14 protein-coding genes are annotated in these 12,390 nt (G+C 37.8%); 1 reads left to right on the forward strand and 13 read right to left on the reverse strand.

Going from position 1 to position 12,390, the window contains the following annotated elements; genetic code table 11:
* Positions 1 to 195: 195 nt before the first annotated feature.
* The 4 genes from NX902_RS24020 to NX902_RS24035 form a co-directional block, all read right to left on the reverse strand.
* The gene (locus tag NX902_RS24020; protein ID WP_341123452.1) at positions 196 to 1,023 is read right to left on the reverse strand and encodes a MetQ/NlpA family ABC transporter substrate-binding protein; all 828 of its coding nucleotides are present in this window, start codon (positions 1,021 to 1,023) and stop codon (positions 196 to 198) included.
* An 18-nt stretch (positions 1,024 to 1,041) separates the two neighbouring features.
* Positions 1,042 to 1,704, reverse strand: coding sequence for a methionine ABC transporter permease (locus NX902_RS24025; RefSeq protein WP_163187333.1), 663 nt, complete (start codon positions 1,702 to 1,704; stop codon positions 1,042 to 1,044).
* Entirely contained in the window at positions 1,697 to 2,446 is a 750-nt protein-coding gene (locus tag NX902_RS24030; protein ID WP_123258579.1) for a methionine ABC transporter ATP-binding protein, read from the reverse strand. The genes NX902_RS24025 and NX902_RS24030 overlap by 8 nt, the downstream gene beginning before the upstream one ends.
* 97 nt (positions 2,447 to 2,543) lie before the next feature.
* The gene (locus NX902_RS24035; RefSeq protein WP_163187331.1) at positions 2,544 to 3,161 is read right to left on the reverse strand and encodes a LysE/ArgO family amino acid transporter; all 618 of its coding nucleotides are present in this window, start codon (positions 3,159 to 3,161) and stop codon (positions 2,544 to 2,546) included.
* Positions 3,162 to 3,286: 125 nt separating this feature from the next.
* Between NX902_RS24035 and NX902_RS24040 the strand changes: the two genes are divergently transcribed.
* Positions 3,287 to 4,741 (forward strand): aminotransferase-like domain-containing protein, encoded by a 1,455-nt coding sequence (locus tag NX902_RS24040; RefSeq protein WP_163187329.1) that lies wholly within the window; start codon positions 3,287 to 3,289, stop codon positions 4,739 to 4,741.
* Between the two features lie 16 nt (positions 4,742 to 4,757).
* Here NX902_RS24040 and NX902_RS24045 read toward each other — a convergent pair whose 3' ends face one another.
* The 9 genes from NX902_RS24045 to NX902_RS24085 all read right to left on the reverse strand — a co-directional run bounded on the left by NX902_RS24045 (position 4,758) and on the right by NX902_RS24085 (position 12,187).
* On the reverse strand, positions 4,758 to 5,414 hold the full coding sequence (locus tag NX902_RS24045) for a FusB/FusC family EF-G-binding protein (RefSeq protein WP_163187327.1): 657 nt from the start codon (positions 5,412 to 5,414) through the stop codon (positions 4,758 to 4,760).
* A gap of 128 nt (positions 5,415 to 5,542) precedes the next feature.
* Positions 5,543 to 5,818, reverse strand: coding sequence for a CD3324 family protein (locus NX902_RS24050; RefSeq protein ID WP_095329355.1), 276 nt, complete (start codon positions 5,816 to 5,818; stop codon positions 5,543 to 5,545).
* Between the two features lie 226 nt (positions 5,819 to 6,044).
* Positions 6,045 to 7,025 carry an LLM class flavin-dependent oxidoreductase gene (locus tag NX902_RS24055; RefSeq protein WP_163187325.1) on the reverse strand — a complete coding sequence of 327 codons (981 nt, stop codon included), beginning with the start codon at positions 7,023 to 7,025 and terminating at the stop codon, positions 6,045 to 6,047.
* A 20-nt stretch (positions 7,026 to 7,045) separates the two neighbouring features.
* Positions 7,046 to 8,041: an LLM class flavin-dependent oxidoreductase gene (locus tag NX902_RS24060; protein WP_341161051.1), complete on the reverse strand. Its 996-nt coding sequence runs from the start codon at positions 8,039 to 8,041 to the stop codon at positions 7,046 to 7,048.
* Between the two features lie 91 nt (positions 8,042 to 8,132).
* Positions 8,133 to 8,435 carry a DUF3219 family protein gene (locus tag NX902_RS24065; protein WP_163187321.1) on the reverse strand — a complete coding sequence of 101 codons (303 nt, stop codon included), beginning with the start codon at positions 8,433 to 8,435 and terminating at the stop codon, positions 8,133 to 8,135.
* Between the two features lie 56 nt (positions 8,436 to 8,491).
* A complete protein-coding gene (locus NX902_RS24070) occupies positions 8,492 to 9,589 on the reverse strand; it encodes a sensor histidine kinase (protein ID WP_163187319.1) in 1,098 nt (365 codons plus the stop codon).
* A complete protein-coding gene (locus NX902_RS24075) occupies positions 9,589 to 10,266 on the reverse strand; it encodes a response regulator transcription factor (protein ID WP_163187317.1) in 678 nt (225 codons plus the stop codon). The genes NX902_RS24070 and NX902_RS24075 overlap by 1 nt, the downstream gene beginning before the upstream one ends.
* A 98-nt stretch (positions 10,267 to 10,364) precedes the next feature.
* Entirely contained in the window at positions 10,365 to 11,180 is an 816-nt protein-coding gene (locus NX902_RS24080; protein ID WP_341123454.1) for an ABC transporter permease, read from the reverse strand.
* The gene (locus NX902_RS24085; RefSeq protein WP_095329348.1) at positions 11,177 to 12,187 is read right to left on the reverse strand and encodes an ATP-binding cassette domain-containing protein; all 1,011 of its coding nucleotides are present in this window, start codon (positions 12,185 to 12,187) and stop codon (positions 11,177 to 11,179) included. Before NX902_RS24085 ends, NX902_RS24080 begins: the two co-directional genes overlap by 4 nt.
* Positions 12,188 to 12,390: the final 203 nt, after the last annotated feature.

The following is a 12,390-nucleotide window of genomic DNA, read 5'->3' on the forward strand; positions in this document are numbered from 1 at the left end:
TCAAGCATCACCTTGTTACAGCCCAACTTATTTTCAAAAAATTTTAAATAGTTACCTATAATTATACGCTAATTATTCATTTTTTTAAAGCCAGAATTTTCCCAAAAAGAAAGCCTTATCCTTGTTAGAAATTAGGATAAGGCATTGATATGCTATTTATCAGTGAAATATGACTGTCTGAGAAAAACCTCTTATTTAAAATGCAGGAATTGCTGTTTCGTCATATTTTTCTTCTAAAAATTTACGGACCTCTGGGCTAGTCATTGCTTCTGCAAGCTTTTGAATAGGTTCCCAATCTGCATTATCTTTACGAGCAACTAATGTAATCGCAAAATCATTTTCTACCCCTTCTACTAACAAGGCATCACTTTTTGGTGTTAAGCCAAGTGGAGATGCATAAGCAGGTGTCATCACGACTAGATCAGCATCATCATACATTCTTGCCAGCATTAATAAGTCAACTTCCTCAAACTTATAGTTTTTCGGATTTTCGATAATATCCGCTTTGGTGTAATAAGGGCCTGTTTTCTCTTTTAACTTAATGACATCATGTTGAGCCAATAATGCCAAAGAACGGTCTATATTGGATACATCATTAGCAATGGCAATTACAGCACCATCTGGCACATCATCCATAGAATCATATTGTTTTGAATAAACACCATAATTTGCAAAATAGATAGCTTTTACTGGCACTAATTCAGCGTTATTACTTCGGTTGAACTCTTCCATATAGGGGACATGCTGGAAGAAATTTGCATCCACATCCCCTGCCGCAAGTGCCGTATTCGGCTGTACATTATCACTTAATACTTTAACATCAAGGTTAATACCTTCCTCTGCTAGTGTTGGTTTTACTAGATCAAGAATTTCCGTCATTGGTGGTATTAAAGACGCAACCTTTAGTGTTACTTCTTCTTTTTCCTTAGTATTTGTTTGCTTTTTATCTGTTTCTGCCTTTTCTTTCCCGCAAGCTGCTAAAAGAAATAGGCCAATTATCATTAAAAATAATATTTTTTTCATTTTCTTATCTCCTATCATTTACCTTTTATCAATTACTTTTGCTATTGCTGTACCAGTAAATTGTATAGCCTGTACTAATATGACCATAATAATAATCATATAAATCATTAAATCAGTTTTAAATTGTTGATATCCATAACGAATCGCAAAATCTCCAATACCGCCGCCGCCAACAACTCCCATAATGGTTGAATAAGAAATAAAGCTGATAATCGAGGTTGTTAGTCCTAAAACAAGTCCAGAACGAGCTTCTACGTAAAGAAATTTGAAGATAACTTCTCTGACAGATGCCCCCATTGAAATGGCTGCTTCGATTACGCCTTTTGGCACTTCTAGTAATGATTGCTCCACTAAACGAGCATAATGGGCGATGGCAATAATCGATAATGGGACTGTTGCAGCTGCTGTACCCATAGCCGTTCCAATGATGATTCTCGTAAATGGAATAAGAAAGACTACTAATAATAAAAATGGAAAAGAACGAATAATATTTACTATTAAGTTCAGTATAGAAAAAATAATTTGATTTTCGAGCATCCTTCCTTTTCTACTCAAGAAAAGCAATGTCCCGACTGGCAGTCCGATGATAATCGCTGCTAGAATAGACATTCCTACCATTACAAATGTCTCCCCAATAGATTGCCAAATTTCCAATCGATATTGAATTAATATCTCAGGCATAATCTATTTCACCATCCTTTTTCAGCTGTTCTACTAACCTTTTGGAGGTGTTATTTATTTGCTGAATTCCTTTTGGCTCAATTGCAACGGTATCATAAATTTCTCCATCTTCCAAAACCGTCACTCGGCTACAGATACTTTTTATTACTTCCATCTCATGACTGACGATTACAATCGTTACACCTAGACGCTTATTAACATCCTCTAGAACATGCAAGATTTCCCCTGTCGTTTTTGGATCAAGGGATGAGGTTGGTTCATCACATAATAATACTTGCGGATTATTCGCAATTGCGCGTGCTATCGCTACACGCTGCTTCTGACCTCCGCTTAATTGTGCAGGATATTTACCCATAAAGCTTTCCAATCCAACAAATCGGAGACACTCTATTACTCGATTTCGTCTGTCTTTTCTTGAATAGTTAGCCAATTCTAAAGACACTAGCACATTATCATAAACGGTCTTATTTGCAACAAGATTAAAGTGTTGAAATATCATCCCAATTGATTGGCGGGCTTGTCGAAGTTCTTTATAGTTAAGGCTGGTCAGCTCACGGCCGTCCACTAGCACTTTTCCTGTTTCGGGAACTTCTAATAAATTCATTAGCCGCAGCAACGTGGATTTACCAGCACCACTCGCCCCAATAATACCGAAAATTTCTCCTTTATGTATCGCTAAAGAAATAGACTTAATGACTTCATCATCCGCAAAACGTTTACTAACATTACGCAATTGAATCATTACATAACCCCCCCTTTTTCATTTGCAGGGCACTTACAACCTTCTCATTATAGCGAAATATAAAGGAGATGTCATTCTGAATGCCCAAAGCGGGATGTCATTTTAAAATTATTAGATTTAAGCCTAAATAAAGAGCCATCGCCCAAATAATAACTGCTGATACTTGGTTAATGTGTTGAATCAGCTTTCCACGCCCGGTGATTTGTCCGATCTTTCTCCCTGCTATTGCCAACAAACAAAACCAAATCCATGAAACACCTATACAAGCGGCAGTAAACATGATTTTCTCCTCTCCTGTATAGGCTAAGGAACTTGTACCGATGACGCCAATGGTATCGAGAATAGCATGTGGATTTAATAGAGAAACAGACGCAGCAAATGCTATTTGGCGGCGTGGAGAAAAGAGTTTTTGTTCTTGCTTGTTCCCCACCACGGCTGCCGTTTTCCACATAGACCAACCCATATAAGCTAAGAAAAAGAAGCCAACAGTAAAAAGCATTGTTCTCACCCATTCAAAGGTAAAAACCACTACTGAAACACCTGCAACTGCTAAATAAATAAGCAAACTATCACAAATACTAGCCGTAATTATGGCCGGTAATACATAACTAAATTTTTTATGCGTTGCTCCTTGATTAAATATAAATATATTTTGAACGCCTAATGGTAGTATTAACCCAAACGCTAATATCATTCCATGTAATAATGGTTCCATCCTTATTCCCCCTTGCTTTATTGAGCATAGCGAAGAATAGGCTATCTGTCTCCATCCAATTGGATGGTTACAAACCCAACCATTTTGTTAAAATAAAAGAAAAAAGAAGGGGGAGCCAACAATTCATGGCAGAAATGGAATGGAAGCCACAAAAGGATTCAACCGTTTCCTTACACCAACAAATTACTACCTATCTGAAAAAGAAAATAATTCATGGAGAATGGACGATTGGGATGAAACTCCCTTCTCAAAGAAGCTTAGCAGAGCAATTTGCAGTCAACCGGAGCACCATTGTTACAGCACTCGAAGAATTGGCTGCGGATGGGTTAATTGAAACAAAAATGGGAAGTGGAACAAAGGTAATAAATAACACATGGAGTTTACTCGCCTCCACTCCGCCTCCTGATTGGATTAGTTATGTTAAATCGAGCATTCATCGACCGAACATCTCCATTATTCAAAAAATTAATAAAGCCGAAGCAAATCCGAATATTATCAGACTTGGTACTGGCGAGCTTTCTCCAAAGCTATTACCTAAGGCACGGATGGAAGAAATGTTTCACCAGAAGGGCAACCTAAGCTTGTCACTTGGATATACCGAGCCTAAAGGAAGTTTAGCTTTGCGACAAGCGGTTAGTTCTTATTTAAAAAAGAAGGGAATTATCGCTACCTCTGAGTCGATCTTGATTGTTTCAGGCGGGCTCCAGGCACTTCAATTACTATCCCTTGGTCTCTTAAAGCGAGGATCAGCCATTTTTCATGAAACACCATCCTATTTAAATTCCATCCATGTCTTCCAATCAGCAGGAATGCACTTATTAGGCCTGCCGCTTGATGAAGAAGGAATCACCTGTCATAGCATTGGACGACTAAAAAGACAGCATCAAGCCGGGCTGTTGTATACAATTCCTAATTATCATAACCCTACTGGCATTGTCATGTCTGAAAGGAGACGAAAGGAGTTACTAGCAATTAGTCAAAAAGAAGCAATACCTATTATTGAGGATGATGTATATGGAGATTTATGGTTAGAAACTCTCCCGCCCAAGCCCTTAAAAGCACTTGATACACAAGGAAACGTTCTCTATATCGGAAGTATGTCCAAAACATTAAGTCCAGGACTGCGAATTGGTTGGATTGTAGGACCTGAACCAGTTATCGAGCATTTAGCCGATATTAAGATGCAGACAGACTATGGTTCAAGCAGTTTATCTCAATTTGCTGTAGAAAGATGGCTGCAAAACGGATGGTATGAGGATTTCTTAACAGAAGTAAGAGCAGAGCTAAGACTGCGAAGAGATTTTACAAATGATCTATTAAAGAAATATTTCTCTGATATTGCTGAGTGGACAGTACCTAATGGTGGATTCTACATCTGGCTGAAATTAAAACCAATGATATCTTCACGTAAGCTATTTGAGATTTCTCTTAAAGAGGGAATTCTTATCAATCCAGGCATCGTATACGATAAAGCAGATGACCGGCATCTGCGAATATCCTACTCCTATGCTTCATTAGAAGAATTAGAAAAAGGATTAATAACCTTAGCACAGCTTATCAGCAGGGTAGCAAAGGGATGATTCTACCGAGGAGTCCTCAGTAGAGTCGACCCTCTGCGGTCAATAAAAATTCTTGCAAATAAGCGGTATTGGCTATGTTCTTATTGCATTCGCTACTTTCTATACAAATCAGGTTTCCGATAGCCTTGTAATAATCCGCATTTTTAGGTTTCTTGTCTTTGGTAATCGTTGAAAAATAGGCAACCTCTCCAAAGCTGTTGCAAAAGGAACAAATATTTTTTTTATTAGTCGGGGTCATTTTCCCTTCCATCCCTACTAATTTTCCATCTATTTCATAAATGATATATTTTCTATTAGATTTTCCATCTATCCAGCTTAAATAGGTTAATTTATGAAGGTCCATTGTTGCGAAATCAGGTAATCTTAATTTCTTTTGCTTTGGGAATAATTTTTTTAACTGTTGTTCTGTAATTTTTGGAAATGGCAATACATACGTTGCAAGTCGCTCTATATATTGTTCATATTCATCCTTTGTTTTCCATTTGGAAATATTCAATAACTCTTGCTGAGAGCTTGTTGCTTGTGGAAAAAGCTCAAATATTTTCGCCTGAGCTAAGTCGATTACTGCAGCTAACACTGGTTTAGGTAAACTTTTATTCATACTATCTTTAATGTTGGAAATTTGCTTTTTGATAAAATTCAATTGTTCATTTTTTATAAATGGTTCTGTCATTTCATTCTCTCCTATTAATGGGATGTTCTCTCTTCCTATTTTAGTAAAGACACTCTTTTTCTAAAATGGAAAAGATGACTAAGAAACGATTTTTACATAAAAAAAACACTGATGAAAGCTCACCAGTGCTATTCTTTATTTTTATGTGAATAGACGATTTTCTTAATTGTTTCTGTGGAGAGATGGTATTCCTTCGCTAATGCTTGAATGCTGCTTCCATTTGCAAAGGCAGCTTTTATCGCATTATTTCTGCGATCCAGCATTAGCCTTCCCCCACTTGAAGTACCCCACTTCTTATGGGCATTTTCTTGCTTTGGAATATACAAGGTCTCGCCCTGGATATATTTTTGAATTTCCAAAATAAGCTTTTCAGGTAAAACATTCATTGCGTTCGTATACTTCAATTTTGCCCGCTCCCTTATTTTTTATTTTTGTCTAAAATAAGGTGCAAAGCCAAAATATTAGTCAGCGATAAAATTAGTTGTTTCGCCCCATGCAAAGTATCGCCTTTCTAATAATAGGCTTTGCATGAGTGGAAGTAGTATCAGACAATCGTATGTGATTCTCCAACTGTAAGCACCCCCTTTTTCATTATTATAGCTAATTTTATCAAGTGTTTACATGAAAATTTCAAAGAAGCGCTTCTGCCAGCAGTGTATAGGATTGCATTTTTTCTTCAAAATCATAAATGTTCGTAATAATCATCATTTCTTCGGTTTGGTAGACTTTACTTAATCGGAGCAGCTCTTCTTTAACTTTTCCTGGGGTTCCAATGATGGCCCGTTTGCGATTTTTTCTTATGATTGCTTTATCTTCTTCCGAAAGCACTATATTTTTTGCCTCTTCCTTGGAAAGAAGGAAAGTATCTTGTCCTTTTTCGATTGCTAACAGCCATAAATCTTGGCTTAATGCCATTTCTTCGGCTTCTTCTTGGGTAGGTGCACAAACAACAAATACACATACATTTGCCTGCGGATTTGCAAGAAAACTAGACGGCTGGAAGTTCTCTCTATAATGTTGCATGGCAATACTTCCGCTAATCGGGTTTATAAAGTGGCCATAAGTAAAAGCAGTTCCCTTTTCAGCGGCTAATCTAGCTCCCCGTTGTGAGACACCGAGCATCCACATTTCTGGCTGCGTTTCAACAGAAGGATAAGCTTGAACCTCATAATCAGGCGAAGAACCTATAAGAAATTCTTGAAGTGCCGTTACTTGGCGAGGAAATTCATTTAGGCTTTTTCTAATCCCATCTGTAAGAGCCAAACGAGTTGGGGTAGACCCACCTGGAGAACGGCCAATTCCTAAATCGATTCGATTCGGATAAAGTGCTTCTAACACTTTAAAATCTTCTGCAATTTTAAAAGGACTATATTGGGGCAGTAAAACGCCCCCTGAGCCCACACGAATTCTGTTTGTCTGAGCAGCAATACTCGATATAAGTATCTCCGGGGAGGTACCAGCGATGCCATTTGAGTTATGATGCTCCGCAACCCAAAAACGAGTGTAGCCAAGCTCCTCTGTTTGTTTTGCCAATTTAATGGTATTTGCGAGAGTCATGCTCGCATTCCCATTCTTACTTATTACAGATTGATCAAGTACACTTAATTTCACTTAAATACCTCCTTTCTTTTTCACCAAACTTCCTTGGCAATTAGCTCATATGACTTTATTCGTCTCTCATAGCTATTAGTAATGGTTACAATCATGATTTCATCAACACTGTAGGCAGACTGCAACTCAGCTAATTGTTGTTTCACTTCTTTTGGGTTTCCAATCATCATCTTTTTGCGCATTTCTTGTATTCTTTCTTTCTCATCGCTTGTAAAAGAATAATTTCTTGCTTCTTCAAGAGTGGGAATCCCGTTATTTTTTTCGCCTTTATCTGTTTGGATTTTCGATAGGAACCAGCTTAAAGCAAGCTCTTCTGCTAGTTCGGAGGTTTCTGCGCAGATAACCGATACAGTTATGATAGCTTGTGGTTTTTGGATACCGCTGCTCTGTCGAAAAGCATTTCTGTAAGTGTTGACAATCTCGATTCCATCTTTGTCACTCATAAAATGGCCAAATGCATAGGCAGTCCCATAACTTGCTGCTTGAATAGCACTTTTTTCACTTGTTCCGAGAATCCACGGAACAGGAGGAGTATCCGGAAAAGGATGGGCTGTTATTTTTGAAAACATCTGATCTGTTGGATAATTATTATATAAAAAATGGAGAAGATCTTTAATTGAGTTAGGCATATTTCGGACATTTTCTAAGAAATTCCCAGAAAGAGCTATCGAAGCTTCGGCAGATCCACCAGGTGCCCGTCCTATTCCTAGATCAATCCGATCGGGAAATAACGTTGCAAGCATATTAAATGTTTCTGCTACTTTATATGGTTTATAGTGTGGCAATAGTATGGCTCCTGCCCCAATTTTGATCTTTTCTGTATTGGCTCCGATATACCCAAGCATCACTTCTGGGGCAGAACTAGCAAGACCAGGGAAATCATGGTGTTCTGCAATCCAATATCTTGTGTATCCCAATTTTTCGCCCAATTGAGCAAGCTTCATCGATTCCTTAAGTGCCTCCTGCGCACTCTTCCCAGATAGTACAGGTGCTTGGTCTAAAATACTTAATTTCATAGAGATAACCGCCCTTTCCGTTTATAGAAGCCAAAAAACAGATCGCTCTATCCACTTAACGGTGATCTGTTTTGCTAAACCCCTTCTAAATTTATTCCACTTCCATTAATTCTAAAAAGAAACCACTCGTACTGTCTTCATCAGAGAAATTGGTATAGGAGGTGGAATACTGATTAATTTCCCCTCTAAATTTCAATGATGTATCAGGAATGCTGACATCGAATACATTCTCATATAAAAACTTCGTAACTACGTGGTATTCTTCCCCACCTCTTACTTTAAACTCAAAGCTTACTACCGTTAACAGCTTCTCTGATTTTTTACTTTTCACTTTTGCCTCTTTAAAATTTGAAACCGTTAATGCAAAATCATTTAAGAAAACCTTCTTAGCCATTCTAATCGCTCCTTGTTTAGAAAGTGAGGAACGGGTTTCTACTTACTGAGGTCGGGCTAATTGATCTCAATAGAGCCGTCCTTCTGCTTTCCTATTTTTACTGTTATCTCTGTTCCTTTTCCTATTTGGCTTTTGACTTGGATTTCGCCTTTATGCAAGTCTATGATTTTTTTGACAATAGAAAGACCGAGGCCGTTTCCTCCTGTATTTCGACTTCTTGATTTATCTGCTTTATAAAAGCGTTCAAATATATGCATGAGCGAATCCTGCTCCATGCCAATTCCTGTATCTTTTATTTTAACAGTAATAACCTTATTCTCCGATTTAAATGCCTTGACTGTTATAGTACCTCCTTTTGGCGTGAATTTTATACTATTATGAAGTAAATTAATCCAAACTTGATCTAGCATTTCTTCATCTGCCATAATTATTACGTTCGCAAGGGAGATATCCATATCTATTTCTTTTTCTGTCCATTGTGGTTCATTGGCAAGAATAATTCGACGAAGCTGTCGATCTAATCGGTACTCCTTTTGCTCCAAAGGTAAATGTTCCGATTCTAAAGAGGTAAGTTTTAATAGATTTTCACTTAATTTGGACAAACGGATGCTTTCCATTTCAATGATGTCCAAATAGTGATTGCGCTCTTGTGGACTCAAATCATCATTTTTCAAAGCATGAGCAAACCCACTAATAGAGGTTAAGGGAGACTGAATTTCATGAGACACATTGGAGATAAATTCCTGACGCATTTCCTCCATTTCTCCTAATTTTTCTGCCATATGACTAATGTTTGTTACTATTTGATAATAAGGATGATCATTGTCACCTTCTCTAAACTGATTTTTATAATAGGAAAGGTCAATATTAAAATTTCCTTCTGCTATCATTTTGATTGCTTGAATGATTGGGTATAAGTGTTTATCCTGCTTGGATCTAATCCACGGGATTTTTGAGATAACTGCTATTATGCATCCAAAGAGAAAGAATCCGGCAATGCAATTAATTAATTGTCTGATGAATTCGCTTGGTGTTACTTGGATTGCTTCATAAAACCATGCTGTTAACCAATAGGAGAAGGAACAGCATACCATTAGAAAAATAATAATTGCAAGAAAGCCTGCTATTCTTTTCATCCATTGTGAGAACTTCACTATTTAACCTCCAATCGATAACCAAGACCGCGAACTGTCGTTATTTTAAAGGGACAGTCCTCTTGGGCAAATCGCTGCCTTAGACGTTTTATATGAACATCAACGGTGCGCTCATCCCCCTCATAATCATAGCCCCATATATCTTCAATTAATTGTTCTCGCGAAAAAGTTTTCTTTTGATGGGTTGCAAGCTTAAATAATAATTCAAATTCCTTTAAAGGTAATGTACTTTCATCATCTCCAATAGAAATTTTATAGGTGTCTCGATTAATCACGACATTTCCTATCTTAATCTGATTGGAAACACTAATTTGGTAGCGCTTGAGAAGTACCTTCACCCTAGCAACTAGCTCAGCAGGAGCAAAGGGCTTCACTAAGTAATCGTCTGCTCCAAGTTCAAATCCTTTCACTTTTTGTGATGTTTCTCCTTTTGCTGTCAACATCAAGATTGGCATTATCTCTGTATAATAGGTTCGCACTTCACGGCAAAGTGTCCAACCATCCATATTCGGCATCATAATATCAAGGATAATTAAATCCATTTTTTCTTGCTCGAGTATAGACATCGCTGCTTCTCCATCTTCTGCCTCCACAATAGAGAAGCCTTCCTTTGTTAGAATGACACGGATTAATTCTCTAATATGTGGATCATCATCTACGACTAGTATTTTTGCCATATTATCATTCCTTTTAAAAAAATAAGGAGAACCGCTAATTTCATAGCCGTTCTTCTTCATAGATTATTCTTTATTCTACCATTTAATCCTTCAAAAAATTATGCGCGTCTCATATAAGCACGTACGGTAATCGGTGCAAAAATAGCTACTATTACGGCTGCTCCAATAAGAGAGATTGTGAAATCTAAGCCAATTGTTCCTGCGTTTGTTAGATCCCTAACTGCTGTAACTAAGTGAGAGATAGGATTAATTTTTACAAACCACTGAAGGAAATTAGGCATTGTGTCTGCTGGAACAAAGGCATTGGACAGAAATGTTAATGGAAACAAGACAATCATAGAAATTCCTTGTACACTAGAAGCAGTTCGTGAAATAACACCCAAGAAAGCAAAGATCCAACTGATTGCCCAAGAACAAACAATAACAAGAATTCCTGCCAAGATCACAAAGCCTATACCACCATCTGGTCGATAACCCATAATATATCCCATCGTAAACGTAAGAGTTGTGGCAATGGTATAGCGAATAGTATCAGCAAGCAATGCTCCTGCTAAAGGAGCAATTCTGGCAATCGGCAAAGACTTAAAGCGGTCAAACACTCCTTTATCCATGTCCTCCCTGAGCTGGACACCTGTTACCACTGATGTTGTAATAACAGTTTGAACGAGAATTCCCGGAATAATAATCGGTAAATAGTTTTGCACATTGCCAGAAATAGCTCCGCCAAAAATATACGTAAACATAAGAGTAAAAAGAATCGGCTGTAAGGTAACATCTGATAATTGTTCAGGTGTACGCTTTATCTTAAGCAAACCTCTATAGGCCATTGTTAATGAATTTCGCACTGCTTGACGAAAAGTGGAGTTTCTGTAAACTTTTTGTTCTCTGGTTGGTTTTAATGTAGTACTGCTCATACTAATCCCTCCCCTTTACTAGATTTATCTACATTTGCATTAGAACCAGTAATAGCTAGAAATACTTCATCTAATGTTGGCTTTTGCACACTTAATTCAGCCAATGGAATGCCAGCTGTCTTTAATGTCATAAGCAAATCGGTTACTTTATCCGCATCAGCCATTGGCGCTGTAATTTTTCCACCTTCTGCTGATACAGCTGATTGAACGTTAAGCACACGTTCCACAATCAGGCGAGCTTCCTGCATATTTTGTTCATTTTGAATACTTAAGTGTAAGGAGGAAGTCCCGATAGACCCCTTCAACTCATTCACTGTACCTTCTGCGACCACTTTTCCATGATCGATGACCGCAACTCGATCTGCAAGTTCATCTGCCTCTTGCAAGTACTGTGTTGTCAGCAGGACTGTTGATCCCCCTTTTACTAATTTCCTGATTGTCTCCCACATTTGATTACGCGTTCGTGGATCAAGTCCAGTAGTTGGTTCGTCTAAAAAAATAAGTGGCGGCTGTGCAATAAGGCTTGCAGCTAAATCCAGTCGTCTCCGCATTCCTCCTGAAAAATTTTTCAATGGACGTTTTGCTGCTTCTGTTAAGCCAAACTCTTCTAATAATTCCATTGCTTTACGTTTTGATTCGATACGCCCTAAACCTAATAACCGAGAAAAAATGATTAAGTTCTCTGTTGCGCTTAGGGATTCATCAACAGACGCATACTGACCTGTTACACCAATTAATTGGCGAACTTGCTGTGGCTCCTTTCCTATATCGTAGCCGAAAATCTTTGCAGAACCTGCATCTGCCTTCAACAAAGTTGCGAGCATTCTAATCGTAGTTGTTTTCCCTGCTCCATTAGGACCAAGCACCCCATAAATAGAACCTGTGCGAACCTGTAAATCCACACCATCTACAGCGCGATTATCGCCAAATACCTTTACCAGCCCTTCCGCTTCCACAGCCAGTTCTCTACTATCTATAATCTTTTTATTATTAGTCACTTGATTCAAAGTAAATCCTCCCTCTTTCATCTTATGTAGTGATAATAAATTATAAATATGAACTAAATATGAACTGGAATAAAGAGACGGATTGAAGCAAAGACAGAAGTCTTTTTGGAATGAAATAGACCTTTATTATCAATAATCCTATCTTTTTTTAGTGGAAATATTATATTTATCTTTTTTTGAAATAAGCGCACAAAGACGGTTCT

The organism is Niallia sp. FSL W8-0954 (assembly GCF_038005605.1).
In the GTDB taxonomy this organism is placed as follows: domain Bacteria; phylum Bacillota; class Bacilli; order Bacillales; family Cytobacillaceae; genus Niallia; species Niallia circulans_A.

Excerpts from the sequence above, each read along its gene's own strand:
- NX902_RS24045 (WP_163187327.1), bottom strand. The coding sequence starts at position 5,414 with ATGACAGAACCATTTATAAAAAATGAACAATTGAATTTTATCAAAAAG.
- NX902_RS24035 (WP_163187331.1), bottom strand. The coding sequence starts at position 3,161 with ATGGAACCATTATTACATGGAATGATATTAGCGTTTGGGTTAATACTA.
- NX902_RS24040 (WP_163187329.1), top strand. The coding sequence starts at position 3,287 with ATGGCAGAAATGGAATGGAAGCCACAAAAGGATTCAACCGTTTCCTTA.
- NX902_RS24025 (WP_163187333.1), bottom strand. The coding sequence starts at position 1,704 with ATGCCTGAGATATTAATTCAATATCGATTGGAAATTTGGCAATCTATT.
- NX902_RS24060 (WP_341161051.1), bottom strand. The coding sequence starts at position 8,041 with ATGAAATTAAGTATTTTAGACCAAGCACCTGTACTATCTGGGAAGAGT.
- NX902_RS24065 (WP_163187321.1), bottom strand. The coding sequence starts at position 8,435 with ATGGCTAAGAAGGTTTTCTTAAATGATTTTGCATTAACGGTTTCAAAT.
- NX902_RS24020 (WP_341123452.1), bottom strand. The coding sequence starts at position 1,023 with ATGAAAAAAATATTATTTTTAATGATAATTGGCCTATTTCTTTTAGCA.
- NX902_RS24075 (WP_163187317.1), bottom strand. The coding sequence starts at position 10,266 with ATGGCAAAAATACTAGTCGTAGATGATGATCCACATATTAGAGAATTA.
- NX902_RS24080 (WP_341123454.1), bottom strand. The coding sequence starts at position 11,180 with ATGAGCAGTACTACATTAAAACCAACCAGAGAACAAAAAGTTTACAGA.
- NX902_RS24030 (WP_123258579.1), bottom strand. The coding sequence starts at position 2,446 with ATGATTCAATTGCGTAATGTTAGTAAACGTTTTGCGGATGATGAAGTC.